Source organism: Ensifer sp. WSM1721 (assembly GCF_000513895.2).
In the GTDB taxonomy this organism is placed as follows: domain Bacteria; phylum Pseudomonadota; class Alphaproteobacteria; order Rhizobiales; family Rhizobiaceae; genus Sinorhizobium.
Window position 1 is genome coordinate 427,643 of record NZ_CP165783.1, and the last position, 13,751, is coordinate 441,393.

The following is a 13,751-nucleotide window of genomic DNA, read 5'->3' on the forward strand; positions in this document are numbered from 1 at the left end:
GGTCTCGCAGCCAAAACGGTTGCGGGGCGGCAAGGATCTGTCGATCCGCGGCTGTCCGAAATGTAGGAAACAACGATGAAAGTGCTTGTGGTCGGCGCCTCCGGGCTCATCGGATCGGCGATAGGCGCAAGGCTTCACGAACGCGGCATGGACGTGGTGCGCGTGGTTGGGCCGGGCTCGGCGTCGAGATCCAATGGAATCGGCGAGGCCGTGGAAATCGACCTCGCGCGAGCCGTTCGACCTGAGGACTGGATGCCCCATCTGTCGGGTGTTGCCGCTGTCGTAAATTGTGCAGGCACGCTTCAGGATGGTCCGGGCGAAGATACGTCCGCCGTGCACCTCCGCGGTCCTTCAGCCCTGTTTCAGGCCTGTGAACAGAAAGGTGTAAGCCGCGTCATCCATTTCTCCGCCATGGGGGTCGAGAAGGAGCAGCCTTCCTCGTTTTCGCGCACCAAGTTCGAGGGCGACAAGGCATTGATGGCCCGTGATCTGGACTGGGTCATCCTGCGCCCTTCGGTCGTGCTCGGGCCTGGCGCCTTTGGCGCGAGCGCACTTTTCAGGGGGCTCGCCGCTCTGCCTGTGTTGCCGCTCATGCCGAATACGGGAATGCTTCAGGTCGTGCGTCTCGAAGACGTTGTGCGCACCGTCGAGATACTCCTCAGCCCCAATGCTCCGGCTCGGCTCGTCCTCGAGGTCGCGGGTCCTGAAGCCTTGTCGTTCCAAGACGTCGTAAGCGCCTACCGCCGCTGGCTCGGCTGGGGTGCTGCTCGCGTCGTCAAAGTATCGCCAGCCGTCGCAGCAGTGCTTTACAAGCTAAGCGATCTAGCCGGCGCACTCGGCTGGCGTCCGCCGACGCGGAGCACAGCGCAAAAGGAGATCGTGCGGGGTGCTGTCGGCGATATTCGGCCTTGGGTGGAGGTCACTGGAATACAGCCGTCAGGGCTCTCCGAGGCCCTCGCCCGAACGCCCGTCTCAGTCCAGGAACGATGGTTTGCGAAGCTCTACCTTCTCAAGCCGGTCATCTTCGGCGTTCTCTCGCTGTTCTGGATCAGCACGGGCATCGTCTCGCTGACAATCGGATACGATATCGGGGTCGATCTGATGCTGCGCACCGGCGCCGGATCTCTCGCCAGTCCGAGCGTTGTCGCCGGGGCGATTGCCGATATCGTCATCGGGGTCGCCATCGCTTTTCGCCGAACGAGCCGGGTTGGGCTTTACGGTGCCGTCGGCATGTCTCTCTTTTATGCTATTGCCGGAACAATTCTCCTTCCTGAAATGTGGAGCGAGCCGCTGGGGCCGCTGATGAAGATATGGCCCATCATTGTGCTGCATCTCGCTGCTCTCGCGATCATCGAGGAGCGGTGATGCTTTATTTCCTGCTCAAGTTTCTGCATCTCATCGGCGCCTCGGTCCTGCTCGGCACGGGAGCGGGGATCGCCTTCTTCATGCTGCTCGCGCACCGGACCGGCCGCGCGGCGACGATTGCCGCCGTTGCCCGCATCGTCGTCGTGGCAGATTTTCTGTTCACCGCCACGGCCGTTGTTCTGCAGCCCGTCACCGGGATCGCGCTTGCCTGGCATGTCGGCTACTCGCTCAAGGAAGGATGGATCCTGCTGTCGCTGCTCTTATACGCGATAACGGGTGCGTTCTGGCTCCCGGTCGTCTGGATGCAGATGGAGATGCGCAGGCTTGCCGAAGTCGCGAGCAAGAGCGAACAGCCTTTGCCGAAACGTTACCACCGGCTGTTCCGTCTGTGGTTTGCCTTTGGTTTTCCGGCGTTCGGGGCGGTTCTCGCGATCTTCTGGCTGATGATCGCTCGGCCGGCCATCGAGTGGTAGCGGCAGTATCTGCAGACCTCTGTGAGCGTCGGCCCTGTGCCGGTCCGGGCAATGCCGCCCGCAATGTTCGGGCGTATTCAGAAGCGTCCACTTTCGCGGGGCGGCCCTCGATAGGGCAATTCGCTGACGCGCGCGACGCGATTTGGTTGCATGCGTGTCGCCGAACGCTGTACGCATTGTGCGGCATGCAGCAGCCTCAAGCCTCATCGCGATTTTCGCGCTTGTTGTGGAAGTGAGCGTTCCCCAGACCCGTGCCGATCGTCAGAATTCCCCAGTCCGAGCAGTCGCGCATGAAGGGTACCTGCGAAAGCCCCTGAACGACGGCGTCGTTGTGCATGATCACAAGGGCCTCCTCTTCGCCAATCTGTGGTACGCCTTTCTTCAGGACGAGAGGCAGATTGAAGTGCTCGCTTTCCCAGTTGCCGCCCGGAAGGTTCTGTCCGCCGCGCAGGATCGATCCGTCAGCGTTTATGACACCCGGGCAGGCAACTCCAATTACGGGTGCCAGCTTGAGGTCGGCTTTGTCTGCCTTGGCAATAAGCTTTTCGACCATGGTGACGAGACGTTCGATCGTCGTGTTCCGATTGGGTCTGTCGTCGGCGTGACGCCAGATGTCGGACTTCCATACCTTGGCTTTCCTAAGGTCCGCCTCGTCCTTCAAACGAAGCTCGACAATGCCCACGCGAACATTGGTGCCGCCGAGGTCGATGGCAAGCATCGCCTTGTGACCCTTTAGCATCCAGGGCGGCATGAGGTGGGCCGCTCCGATCAGCCCTGCATCGTCCGGATGGTGAGCGATCGGCGTGACGTCTATCTCGTACCCCTGAGACTTCAGCAGCACCAATGCTCGCGCGATCGCGAGCTCGCCGACGGCACTCGCGCTGAAGCCGCCGCCGATCACGACGCGCTCAGTATTCTTCCAATTTTCCTGGTCCAAAAACCTGCCGAGAACCTTCGCAAGCTCGGCCGCGAAATCGTCGACGGCTCCGAGAATGAGGGCAGCCGCCTCCTTGTCCTCACCGTTGAGAAGGGCGTCGATCTCTTTCTTGGATAAATCTCTGCTCGAAGTCTTTCCGAGCGGATCGGCGCCACCCTTTCGCACGCGCTCACGCCACGCATCGAGCTTTTCTCGAAAGGCAAACTTGTTGGCCCTGTCACCAAGGAAGCCATCCCCGTCACGCAGCCCCATATTGTAGGCGTCGACTATCACTGAAGGCAGATCATCTGCGCCATGGGCGAGGGGTGCGCCGTCCGGCTTCTCTTTCTCGGATTTGCCCACGCTGCCTCCTCTATGACGTCCCGCCACTGCTCACAGGGCCGCGGCGTGAAGTTACAACGTAGGCGGTAGGGCGATGTTCCCGTCCACCTGTGCCTCCGCTTGGGGAAGGCACAGCATGACTGCTGCACTTTTTGACACCCATGCATGGGCATAGTCGCTGACCGGCGATGCGCGACGTCTTCTAAGGCATCCGAGTCCTAATTGCCGGTGATGAGGTGCAAGGCAGAATTGCCCCTTATGACCGCCGCTGCTGACAGCTTGCGATCGAATGTCGCCAACTGGCCACCATGCGCCTTTGCGAGCGCAAGCAGACAGGTGTCCGTTACCTGGCCCGACGTCAGGATTCTTGCGGCAGCGATATCACCTGACCCGACGAGGCTCACATCGTCCGGCCAAAAACGGTGGCCGGGGAGCGCCCTTAATTTGCCCACGATCTCCATCACGAGTGACGGTGAGCCGGGAGAATTGGGGTATTTGGGGCTGCCGACGATCCGGATGACGCCATTTTCAGTAGTGGGGCAGGTAGCCCACGCACTCTGTCCGGTCGCTGCGAACCACTCGTGCGCATCGTCATGGGCTACATGGCCAGGATCGATCAAGGCAATCAGCACATTGACGTCGAGCAGGAACGTCACGGCAGTTCGTCACGCAAGGCGTTGACGATTTCGAGTGTCACCGGCGGCGCATCTGGTCGAGGTGAAAGAAGAGGGATTCCATTGCGCTCACCGTCGCTGCGCGGCCGGCGCAGAGAACGCCTCGCCAGCTCGGAAATGACCTCGCCGACGCTACGGCGCTGCTGGGCTGCCATGGCTTTGGCCGCGATCAGGACATCGTCATCGATCGCCAGTGTCGTTCTCATATCTGCCCCACGCATCAGTCATCACGCATCATATATAGAGCTGGAAGTAGGGTTTCACAAGGCGGATAGAGAAGCACTACGCATCGTACGCTTTGAAGAGGTTCGAACCTAAATACCGCACAGGCAGGCAACATGGGCCTAGCGGTACCGCTTGACGTGAATGGTATAACACCTTAATAGTTAGACCATGACCACTCTTACTATCCGCAAGAAACTGTCCGACGAAGTGCGGCTCCGGCTCGAGGAAATGATCCGGGAGGAGCTCTATCCTCTGGGCACCATGCTTCCTTCTGAGCGGGACCTCATGGAAATGTTCGGGGTCGGGCGCCCGTCGATCCGGGAAGCGCTCTATGCCTTGGAGCGCATGGGGCTGGTGAAAATCAACACTGGTGAACGTGCCAAGGTCACCCGGCCAACGCCGGATCATTTCCTGTCCTCGCTCGCAGGCGCCGCGCGCATGCTGCTCGGCCGGCCGGAGGGGGTCGCCAATTTCGAGCAGGCGCGACTGTTTCTGGAGGAGGGCTGCGCGCGCCACCTCGCGGCGCACGCCACGGCAGGGCAGATCGAGACAATCGTGGCCGCGCTTGCCCGCAATGAGGCCGCCATCGGCAAGGCCCGCGCCTTTGCGATGACCGATGTTGCCTTTCATCGGACGCTGACCGAGATGGTCTCAAATCCCATTTTTATCGCGGTTCACGACGCTTTCGTCGATTGGCTGATCAGCCAGCGGCCCCTGCCGGATCGGCCAGAGATTTCGAACAGGGCGAGTTTCGAGGGGCACGTCGCAATCGTAGAGGCAATCCGCGCCCGCGATCCGGAGCGTGCCGGCCGTGTCATGCGCGAACATCTGGAGAGTGCGGAACGTAAATACAGGCGAAAAAGCCCATAAGGGCGACACGACAAGGGAGGAGCATTCTTATGAAAACAGGATTGATTTCGCTCGCGCTCGCGGGCCTTCTCATGGCGTCCCAAGTATCTGCTCAGGAGGCGCGCACGTTGCGGCTGGGCATGCAGGGCACTGCCGGTGACCCGCAATTCGAGGGCGTCACCGAGGCGGCGCGTATCATCAAGGAGAAGTCCGGCGGCCGGCTAAATCTGGAGATCTTCCCGAATTCGCAGCTCGGAACCTTTACCGAGATGATGGAGCAGGTCACGCTCGGCGAGCTCGACTTCACGCTCAATCCGTTCGGGGGAATGGATGCCTGGGTTCCCCGCGCCGTGGTGGCGAGCACAGCCTATGTAGTCAGCGATTTCGATCACCTTCAAAAGATCATCGCCTCGGATTGGGGTAAGGGAATCGTCGAGGAGATGCGGACCGAGCACAAATGGCGCGTGGTCGATTCCTGGTATTTTGGGACGCGGCATACGACTGCCAAGAAGCCGATCGAAAAGCCCGCCGATTTCGCCGGCATGAAGTTGCGCGTGCCGAACTCGGCGCCGCTACTCACCTGGGCGAAGGCAATGGGAGCAAGCCCCACGCCAGTGGCTTTCGCGGAGGTCTATCTTGCGCTTCAAACCAATCAGGTCGACGGCCAGGAAAACCCGCTGCCGATTATCGACGCGATGAAGTTCACCGAAGTACAGTCACATGTCTCGCTGACCGGGCACCTGGTGCAGGACCAGCTCATCCTCATGTCGGAAGACACATGGAACGCGCTCGAGCCCGCCGACCAGCAGGTCGTAATGGAAGCTTTTGAGGCGGGCGGCGCCCTCAACAACAAGCTGGTCAAGGAAAAGGAAGCGAGCCTCGTCGACGCGTTCCGCGAGCGCGACATCACCGTAGTCGAGCCGGACAAGGCGGCTTTCCGGGAGGCGATGAAGCCTGTCTATGAGGATCTCGACGAGAAGTTCGGAGCCGGCACGGTGCAGAAACTGCTCGATCTCCGTTGAGCGATCCAGGCGCTACCGCATGTCTCCAAGCGCGGCGCTGTAGCGCCCCTTCTAACCCGAGATTTCAGCTATGGCCAATCCAAGCCGGTGGCGAAGCCTTGCCCACCTCGAAGAGACCCTGGCGGCGATCCTTCTGGTCTTCGCCTTCGTCGTGATCGCGCTGCAGATCGCCACGCGGTTCATCCTCCGCGATCCGTTGTTCTGGACAGAGGAGGCGGCGCGCTATGCCTTCGTGTGGTTGGTGGCGCTTGGTGCGGCGGAGGGTATCACCTCGCGGACGCACATCACCATGGACATCGTGCCGATGATGCTTGCCGAACGGGCGCAGCTCATCCTGCGCCTTGTTCTGGACCTCCTGGTGCTCGGCGCCCTTCTCATCCTCGTCTACTACGGCACCTTCGGCGCCATGCGCGCTCATAAGGTGATGTCGATCGCGATCGGCGTGCCGGAATCCTGGCTCTATGGAGCTTTGCCGGTGTTCGGGGTGCTTGCGGCTGTCCGGATCATGCTTGTGATGGCGCGGGATGCCCGAACGCTTTTGAGCGGCGGCCATCCGGTCGCCGACGCATCTTCCGAAAGGTATCTCTAGATGACGACCCTCTTCGGCGGATGGTTTGCTCTTCTGGTCGCCGGCATGCCGGTCGGCTTCACGCTGATCGTCGCGGCCCTCGCCTATATGCTCTGGCAGGGCGCGGGACTGAATTTTGCCGGGCAGCGCATGGTCGCCGGCCTGAACAGCTTTCCGCTGCTTGCCGTCCCCTTCTTCATCCTCACTGCCCAACTGATGAATCTTTCCGGCGTGACCGAGCGCATTTTCGACTTCGCCAAGGCGCTTGTCGGCCACATCCGGGGCGGGCTCGGCCATGTGAACATCATGGCGAGCGTGATGTTCTCCGGTATGTCCGGCTCGGCCGTCGCCGACGCCGCCGGCCTCGGCCAGCTCGAGATCAAGGCGATGCGCGACGCCGGCTATGACGAGCAATTCTCCGGCTCGATCACGGCCGCGTCCGCGATCATCGGGCCGCTCATCCCGCCCTCCATTCCGCTTGTGGTCTACGGCGTGATCGCCAACACCTCGATAGGCGGCCTTTTCTTGGGCGGCATCGTGCCGGGCCTTCTCTGCGCAGCCTCTCTCATGGTCATGGTCTATGTTATCGCGTGGCGGCGGAACTACCCGACCAATGAGCGCGCGAGCCTTCGCCGGATCTGGACTACTTTCTGGCGCGCGATCTTCCCGCTCATAACCCCCTTCATCATCATCGGCGGCATCTTTGCAGGGATCTTTTCGCCGACCGAGGCCGCTGTGGTCGCTGCCACCTACGCTCTTCTTCTAGGTGTCGTGGTCTACCGCGAAATCACTTTCGCCAAACTCGTGACGGTGCTTCGCGAAACCGTGAGCCATACGGCCGCCGTCGGTCTTCTCATCATGGGCGTGTCCCTGTTCGGCTACGTGATCGCCCGGGAACAGGTGCCTCAGCACGTCGCCGCGTTCTTTCTCAATTATTCGAGTGATCCCCTCACTTTCCTGATCCTCGTGAACCTCATGCTGCTTGCGCTCGGCACCTTCATCGAGGCCCTGGCGATCCTGCTGCTGATCGTGCCGGTGCTGGTTCCAACCGCACTTCAATACGGCATCGATCCCGTCCATTTCGGGGTCATGGTGGTGTTCAACCTGATGATCGGCATATTGACACCGCCCATGGGGGTCGCGCTGTTCGTGGTCTCGAAAGTCGCCAACATCCCCTTTGGCGTGCTTGCCCGCGGGATACTTCCGCTGCTCATCCCGCTCCTCATCGTGCTCGCGCTTATCACCGTGTTTCCAGCACTCGTCACCTTCATTCCCGACCGGATGCTCGGAGCTAATCGATGAATCCCCCCGCCAAACCACCCGAAGGCGTATGGGGAGCGGTGCTGCTGCCGGTCGATCAAAGTGGTGGGATCGAATGGACCGCATTGCGAGAGCAGCTAGCCGTGCTTCACGGGAGTGGCCTCCACGGCATCTATACCAATGGTACGGCCGGCGAATTCCACAGCCAGACGGAGGAAGAGTTCGATCACTTGAGCCAGTTGGTCGCCGATTTCTGCCGCAGCGTTGCCCTGCCTTTCCAGATCGGGCTCTCGCACACGAACGCGCGCGTCGCACGCGAGCGGCTCAGTCGCATCGCAGCACTGCGGCCCGACGCGGTTCAGGTCACCCTGCCTGACTGGTGGGCTCCCAGCTATGACGAAGCGGAGCGTTTCCTCGTCGGTATGGCGGCAACGGCGCCCGACATTCCGCTGGTCCTCTACAATCCGCCCCATGCCAAGCGCCGGCTGAGCCTCGACGAGATCTCAAGGCTTAAGAAGGCTGTGCCCATGCTTATCGGGGCGAAGCTACCTGGAGGCGACGAGATCTGGTACGAGGAGCTTCGCCGGAAGCTCACACACCTCTCCGTCTTCATTCCGGGGCATCACATGGCGAGCGGCTGCCTTGCGGGAGGCCGCGGGTCGTATTCCAATGTCGCGTGCCTGAGCCCCGCCGGCGCCGTGCGGTGGTGGTGGCAGCTCGGTGAGGATCCGAAGGCCGCCCTCGCGTTCGAGGCGCGCGTCGTCGGCTTCATGAAGGAGCATGTCCTGCCGCTTGGCGCACGCTACGGCCTGTCGAACGCCGCTCTCGACAAAGCGATGGCTGCGGCCGGCGGCTGGTGCCCGATCGGTCCCAAGCTTCTCTGGCCTTACGCCTCCGCCCCGCAAGAGGCTACTCTGCAGCTTGGCGCTGCGGCCCGTCACGAACTGCCCGAACTTTTCCCCCCAAGCCTTTGAAAGCGAACGGAACCATGAAACTCGAAGGGATCTATTCGGCCCTCCTTACCCCCTTTTCCGAGGACGAAGCCATCGACCGGCAGGCGATCGGGCCGCTCGTCGAGTTTCAAGTCGGACTGGGTGTCGACGGCCTCTATGTCGGCGGCAGCTCGGGCGAAGCGATGCTGCAGTCGCTGGAGGAGCGCGCGACCTGCCTCGCTGATGTCGCCGCGGCGGCGGCCGGCCGCCTCGGGCTGATCGCCCATGTCGGCACGATCGCAACAAGGGACGCGCTGCAGCTTTCAGAATACGCGGCCAAAGCCGGCTACCAGGCAATCTCCGCGATCGCGCCCTTCTACTACGATTTCTCGCGGCCCGAGGTTATGGCGCACTATCGAGAGCTGGCTGACGCCTCCGGCTTGCCGCTTATCGTCTACAATTTTCCCGCCCGCGCCAGTGGCTTCACCCTGGCTGAACTGGTCGAGCTCCTCTCGTATCGGAATATCATCGGTATCAAGCACACATCGAGCGACATGTTCCAGCTCGAGCGCATCCGTCATGCAGCGCCCGAGGCGATCGTCTACAATGGTTACGACGAAATGTGCCTTGCCGGTCTGGCGATGGGGGCACAGGGTGCGATCGGCACGACCTATAATTTCATGGGAGACCTGTTCGTTGACCTGCGCACATGCGCAGCCGAGGGGCGGATCGAGGAAGCCCGACGCCTGCAGGAGGTGGCGAACAAGGTGATCCAGGTGCTGATCAAGGTGGGCGTCATGCCCGGTTCCAAGGCGTTGCTCGGCATTATGGGCGTCCGCTGCGGGCCTTCGCGGCGGCCCTTCCGAAAGATCGAAGCCTCGGATCTCGCGGCGCTTGGCGAAGCGATTGCGCCTGTTCTCACGTGGCGCGAAGGTCGCGCGGCGAGAGGCGGTTAGTTTACTGCCTCGCCTATCTCGACCCCGCATTGCACACCGCTTTACGAGTGCAGCGTCAGCTTTTTCAGCAATTCCACGTCGCGTGTGCCCGATTGATAAACTGAGATCAATCTCGCTGCGAGCGCTTCCGCTTGTTCACCGCAGTTCGGTAGTTGACGTTCTTCCAAGAGCTGTTCGAAAACCCGGCCAAGCAGATCGATCTCACCAGGGCGGAAGGACTGGGAGCAGTAGTTCCGGGATGTCGGCATAGCGCGCAACTCCTCAAGCGGGGCGAAAGCGCGATCATCTCCCAGCCACCGGCGCCCGGGCTATCAGCCGGTGATTGCGAGAGCCTACGCCAATCTCCGGAAATAGCGACACCGCAGCGGTTGCAAATACGCCCACGGCAAAAAAGAGGCTCGATTGGCTCCGCAAGGCGGGGGCAATCGCGGAGTACGGGCAGCGCAGACAGGCGCGAGGGTCTCAGAGCGGTCGGATGACCGGTTCTGGGACCCTCGCACGTCCACGGCCGCAGGGGCGGGGCTATTCATGGCCGTAGGCGCTTGCCTGTCGCACTATGTACGGCGGAAAGCATTCCGCAACGGTCCTAAGACCTCTGGCGGTATCTGTCAGACCAAGGTCCTATGAGGGAGCCGTCACTGTGGGGAGGTGCACCTGCTGAGGGCCGAACTCATAAACCACTCCCCGGAGAGCGTGGCTTTCACGCGCTCGGACGCATCCAGCCGCGGCTTTCGGACAATTCTGGTAATTCGAAATAGCTAATATATGGGTCAACTTCGACGTGATATTCAGATCGTTCCAGCCCGCGAGTTTCGGGGATCTCTCAAGGAGGGTAAGATGTTTCGGCTAATCCTTCCGTTCACACTTTTGGCCGCTTCGGCGCTAGGGTTGCAGGCGTTTACGGCGGTCGCTGCCGATGACGCGCAAACTGCGCGCGGCGAATATCTCGTCACCATCGGTGGCTGCAACGATTGCCACACACCGGGATATTTCTTCGGAAAACCGGATAACTCGCGCTTCCTGGGCGGCTCGGATGTCGGTTTCGAAATTCCTGGGCAAGGTGTTTTCGTCGGCCGCAACATTACGCCTGACAAGGAGACCGGCATCGGCAACTGGACCAGAGAGCAGATCGTGACTGCAATTCAAACCGGCCGTCGACCCGACGGTCGCGTCCTGGCGCCGATTATGCCGTGGCACGCATTTGCGCATCTCACCGAAGAAGACGCTACAGCAGTTGCAGCATTCCTTCAAAGCGTGAAGCCAGTCCCTCATCAGGTACCGGGACCGTTCAAGCCGGGGGATAAAGTCACAACCTTCATGTTCCGGATTTTGCCTCCAGGCGAAACCGCAGCCCAGGCCCCAAAATAGGTCGACTTCGCTACGAGGCCGCTCGTAATGACGGCGCGCCTCGTTACGCAAGTAGACGCCAAGTCAGCAGAAGCGGCGTTCAGATATTCTCCGGCGTATAGATATCGAATGGCAGGAAAGTCTGCCCCGGAACGCTTGCCGCGCCACGGTCGATGGCGCCGATCATCAGATTGATCGTTTCCCTTGCGAGAGCAGGAACGGGTGTCGCGACAGCCATCAGCACCGTTTCATCGGCGAGCGCTACGCGCGACTCCGGCGTCAGTTCGTTGACGACGGCAAGCAGCTTGCCTTCCAGCTTCTCTTCCCGGATCGCCGAGATCGCGCCCTCCATGCCGCCGCCACAGACATAGAAACCGAGCAGATCCGGATGGCGCTGGATGAGGTCGAGCGTCGCCTCGTGGGTGATCTCGGGCGTGTCGAGGTTGACCATGGTGTCGAGGACTTCGAAATCCGGCGCGTTCTCCCGAAAATAGGAGCGAAAGCCGATCTCGCGCAGTTCGTGTCCGTGGAAGCGATGGCTGCCGACGAACGCCGCGACCTTGCCCGGGCGCTTTGCGGCCTTGGCGATCATCCAGGCGGCCGTTCTTCCGACCTTCTGATTGTTGAGACCGACATAGCCTTCGCGAACACCGGCGGCGAAATCGGAGAGCAGGGCGAAGACCGGAATGCCGCGCTCCTTGAGCTCCTCGACCGCAGCGGCGACAGCCGGATAATCGGGCGAGACGAGGGCGATCGCCTGATTGCGCGCGGCCATCGCCTTCAGTTTGTCGATGATCCCGCTCGGCGTCGAGCTCGCCGTAAAGTCCACCTGCGCTACCGCGCGGGCGTGGGTGACCGAAAGCGCCGCATTCTCGATTTCCTTTGCCACCGCCTTGTAGAAGGATTGTTCCGGCTTTTGCAGCAGAAAGCCCAGGCGATACTGCGGCAGATCCTCGAAGACCCTTTGGCGCAGCAGGCCGACGGCATGATAGCCAACCGCCTTCGCCGCATCGTAAACGCGCCGGGCTGTCTCTTCGCGCACCGGATGCCGCCCGTTCAAGACGCGGTCCACTGTTGCAACGCTTACGCCCGCGGCCCGCGCGAGGTCCGCAATCGTCGGCCTCCTCGTCATGATTCCTCCCTGAAACTATTCCCTCACATCTGAGGTCATCACGCTGATAGGATTTGAGAGAATATATCATGACTGCATTGAGAAGCATCAAAAGTCAACCTATTCTCGTCTCATGGAAATGGCGGCGCCGATCGGGAGAGAGCGCCGGTTTAACGCGCTACGGCAGCTTTGCGCATCTGAGAACGTTGCGGTGCCGTAGGGGAGGCAGGGATGACGACAGTTCCGACCAAACGAGATTACAGCCTGCTTGGCTGTGATGCCGAGGCAGCGGTTGCGAGCGGGCTTGCGGCGGCGGAGTGGTATCACACCGACATTCCCCGCAAGCAGATGAAGGAACTGATGAAGCGCGAGGACGGCCCCGCCATCCGCGACACCGCGATCTGGATTGGCAGCATGGCTCTGCTCGGCGGTCTCGGCATCTATTTCTGGGGCACTTGGCTGGCCGTGCCGTTCTTCCTTGCCTACGGCGTGCTCTACGGCTCGGCTTCCGACAGCCGCTGGCATGAATGCGGCCACGGCACGGCCTTCAAGACGATGTGGATGAACGACGTCGTCTATCAGATCGCCTGCTTCATGATCATGCGCAATCCGGTCACCTGGCGCTGGAGCCATACCCGCCACCACACCGATACGGTCATCGTCGGTCGTGACCCGGAAATCGCCGTCATGCGCCCGCCGGATCTCCTGCGACTCATCCTCAATTTCTTCGGCATCATCGATGTCTGGCATGCCGCAGTCGACATGGTGCGAAACGCCTTCGGCGTCGTCAGTGCCGCGGAAAAGACCTTCATCCCGGAAATGGAGCAGCCGAAGGCGATCCGTGTTGCCCGCATCTGGCTTGCCATCTATCTCGCGACGATCGGCCTTGCAGTTTATCTCGTTTCGATCCTGCCCTTGATGCTCATCGGCCTGCCGCGGCTCTATGGCGCCTGGCATCACGTGCTGACGGGCCTCCTGCAGCATGGCGGCCTTGCCGACAACGTCACAGATCATCGGCTGAACAGCCGCACCGTCTACATGAACCCGGTAAGCCGCTTCATCTACTGGAACATGAACTACCACGTGGAGCATCACATGTTCCCGATGGTGCCCTATCACGCGCTGCCGAGGCTGCACGCGATGATCAAGCACGACCTGCCGGCAGCGAACCCTTCGATCATTCACGGCTACCGTGAAATGATCCCGGCCTTCCTGAGGCAGTTGCGCAATGAGGACTATTTCCTGAAGCGCGAACTGCCGCCGACGGCAAAGCCCTATCGGGAAGAGTTCCACAACGACCGCGTTGTTCATGCCGCCGAGTGAGGCGTGAACCGAAGCGCCAATCAAAAACAACCTGTCGAAGGAGGAATCCCATGAGCTCGAACTGGGTCGAGGTCTGTGCGGCTGATGAAATCGATGAGGAAGACGTCATTCGTTTCGATCATGAGGGGCGCACCTTCGCCGTCTATCGCAGCCCGGACGACGAGTATTTCGCGACCGATGGGCTCTGCACGCACGAACACATCCACCTCGCCGACGGGCTGGTGATGGACGACATCATCGAATGTCCGAAGCACAACGGCCGCTTCAACTACAAGACCGGCCAGGCCAAGGGCGCACCCGTCTGCGTCAACCTTCGGACCTATCCCGTGAAGGTGGAGGCGGGCAGCGTCTTCATCGCGATCTCCTAAGGATAGGGCGGCTGCGCCGG

At 61.2% G+C, this 13,751-nt stretch carries 16 protein-coding genes; 11 read left to right on the forward strand and 5 right to left on the reverse strand.

What is annotated here, in order from left to right:
* Positions 1–75 precede the first annotated feature (75 nt).
* Entirely contained in the window at positions 76–1,365 is a 1,290-nt protein-coding gene (locus M728_RS19755) for an SDR family oxidoreductase (protein ID WP_026620417.1), read from the forward strand.
* Positions 1,365–1,838: a DUF2269 family protein gene (locus M728_RS19760; protein ID WP_026620416.1), complete on the forward strand. Its 474-nt coding sequence runs from the start codon at positions 1,365–1,367 to the stop codon at positions 1,836–1,838. The genes M728_RS19755 and M728_RS19760 overlap by 1 nt, the downstream gene beginning before the upstream one ends.
* 196 nt (positions 1,839–2,034) lie before the next feature.
* On the opposite strand, the gene M728_RS19765 is transcribed toward M728_RS19760, so the two are convergent.
* From M728_RS19765 to M728_RS19775, 3 genes are all read right to left on the reverse strand, one after another.
* Complete coding sequence (locus tag M728_RS19765; protein WP_026620415.1) at positions 2,035–3,117, reverse strand: ROK family protein; 1,083 nt, start codon at positions 3,115–3,117, stop codon at positions 2,035–2,037.
* 197 nt (positions 3,118–3,314) lie between these two features.
* Positions 3,315–3,752 (reverse strand): TA system VapC family ribonuclease toxin, encoded by a 438-nt coding sequence (locus M728_RS19770; RefSeq protein WP_026620414.1) that lies wholly within the window; start codon positions 3,750–3,752, stop codon positions 3,315–3,317.
* On the reverse strand, positions 3,749–3,976 hold the full coding sequence (locus tag M728_RS19775; RefSeq protein WP_156943408.1) for a CopG family transcriptional regulator: 228 nt from the start codon (positions 3,974–3,976) through the stop codon (positions 3,749–3,751). Before M728_RS19775 ends, M728_RS19770 begins: the two co-directional genes overlap by 4 nt.
* Positions 3,977–4,163: 187 nt before the next feature.
* Between M728_RS19775 and nanR the strand changes: the two genes are divergently transcribed.
* The 6 genes from nanR (at position 4,164) to M728_RS19805 (ending at position 9,582) form a co-directional block, all read left to right on the forward strand.
* The gene (gene nanR / locus M728_RS19780) at positions 4,164–4,865 is read left to right on the forward strand and encodes a transcriptional regulator NanR (protein WP_026620412.1); all 702 of its coding nucleotides are present in this window, start codon (positions 4,164–4,166) and stop codon (positions 4,863–4,865) included.
* Between the two features lie 29 nt (positions 4,866–4,894).
* Complete coding sequence (locus M728_RS19785) at positions 4,895–5,866, forward strand: sialic acid TRAP transporter substrate-binding protein SiaP (RefSeq protein WP_026620411.1); 972 nt, start codon at positions 4,895–4,897, stop codon at positions 5,864–5,866.
* 70 nt (positions 5,867–5,936) lie between these two features.
* Positions 5,937–6,455, forward strand: a complete 519-nt coding sequence (locus M728_RS19790; protein WP_026620410.1) for a TRAP transporter small permease — start codon at positions 5,937–5,939, stop codon at positions 6,453–6,455.
* Entirely contained in the window at positions 6,456–7,736 is a 1,281-nt protein-coding gene (locus tag M728_RS19795; RefSeq protein ID WP_026620409.1) for a TRAP transporter large permease, read from the forward strand.
* Positions 7,733–8,668, forward strand: coding sequence for a dihydrodipicolinate synthase family protein (locus M728_RS19800; protein ID WP_026620408.1), 936 nt, complete (start codon positions 7,733–7,735; stop codon positions 8,666–8,668). The genes M728_RS19795 and M728_RS19800 overlap by 4 nt, the downstream gene beginning before the upstream one ends.
* 14 nt (positions 8,669–8,682) lie before the next feature.
* Entirely contained in the window at positions 8,683–9,582 is a 900-nt protein-coding gene (locus tag M728_RS19805; RefSeq protein ID WP_026620407.1) for an N-acetylneuraminate lyase, read from the forward strand.
* A 41-nt stretch (positions 9,583–9,623) separates the two neighbouring features.
* Here the strand turns inward: M728_RS19805 and M728_RS19810 are convergent, their stop codons facing one another.
* Positions 9,624–9,830, reverse strand: a complete 207-nt coding sequence (locus tag M728_RS19810; RefSeq protein WP_026620406.1) for a hypothetical protein — start codon at positions 9,828–9,830, stop codon at positions 9,624–9,626.
* A gap of 589 nt (positions 9,831–10,419) precedes the next feature.
* On the opposite strand from M728_RS19810, the gene M728_RS19815 reads away from it, so the two are divergent.
* Positions 10,420–10,950 (forward strand): cytochrome c, encoded by a 531-nt coding sequence (locus M728_RS19815; protein WP_026620405.1) that lies wholly within the window; start codon positions 10,420–10,422, stop codon positions 10,948–10,950.
* A gap of 79 nt (positions 10,951–11,029) precedes the next feature.
* Here M728_RS19815 and M728_RS19820 read toward each other — a convergent pair whose 3' ends face one another.
* On the reverse strand, positions 11,030–12,061 hold the full coding sequence (locus M728_RS19820) for a LacI family DNA-binding transcriptional regulator (protein WP_026620404.1): 1,032 nt from the start codon (positions 12,059–12,061) through the stop codon (positions 11,030–11,032).
* Between the two features lie 210 nt (positions 12,062–12,271).
* Between M728_RS19820 and M728_RS19825 the strand changes: the two genes are divergently transcribed.
* Both M728_RS19825 and M728_RS19830 read left to right on the forward strand, forming a co-directional pair.
* Positions 12,272–13,363: a fatty acid desaturase family protein gene (locus tag M728_RS19825; RefSeq protein WP_026620403.1), complete on the forward strand. Its 1,092-nt coding sequence runs from the start codon at positions 12,272–12,274 to the stop codon at positions 13,361–13,363.
* A gap of 50 nt (positions 13,364–13,413) precedes the next feature.
* On the forward strand, positions 13,414–13,731 hold the full coding sequence (locus M728_RS19830) for a MocE family 2Fe-2S type ferredoxin (protein ID WP_026620402.1): 318 nt from the start codon (positions 13,414–13,416) through the stop codon (positions 13,729–13,731).
* Positions 13,732–13,751 lie beyond the last annotated feature (20 nt).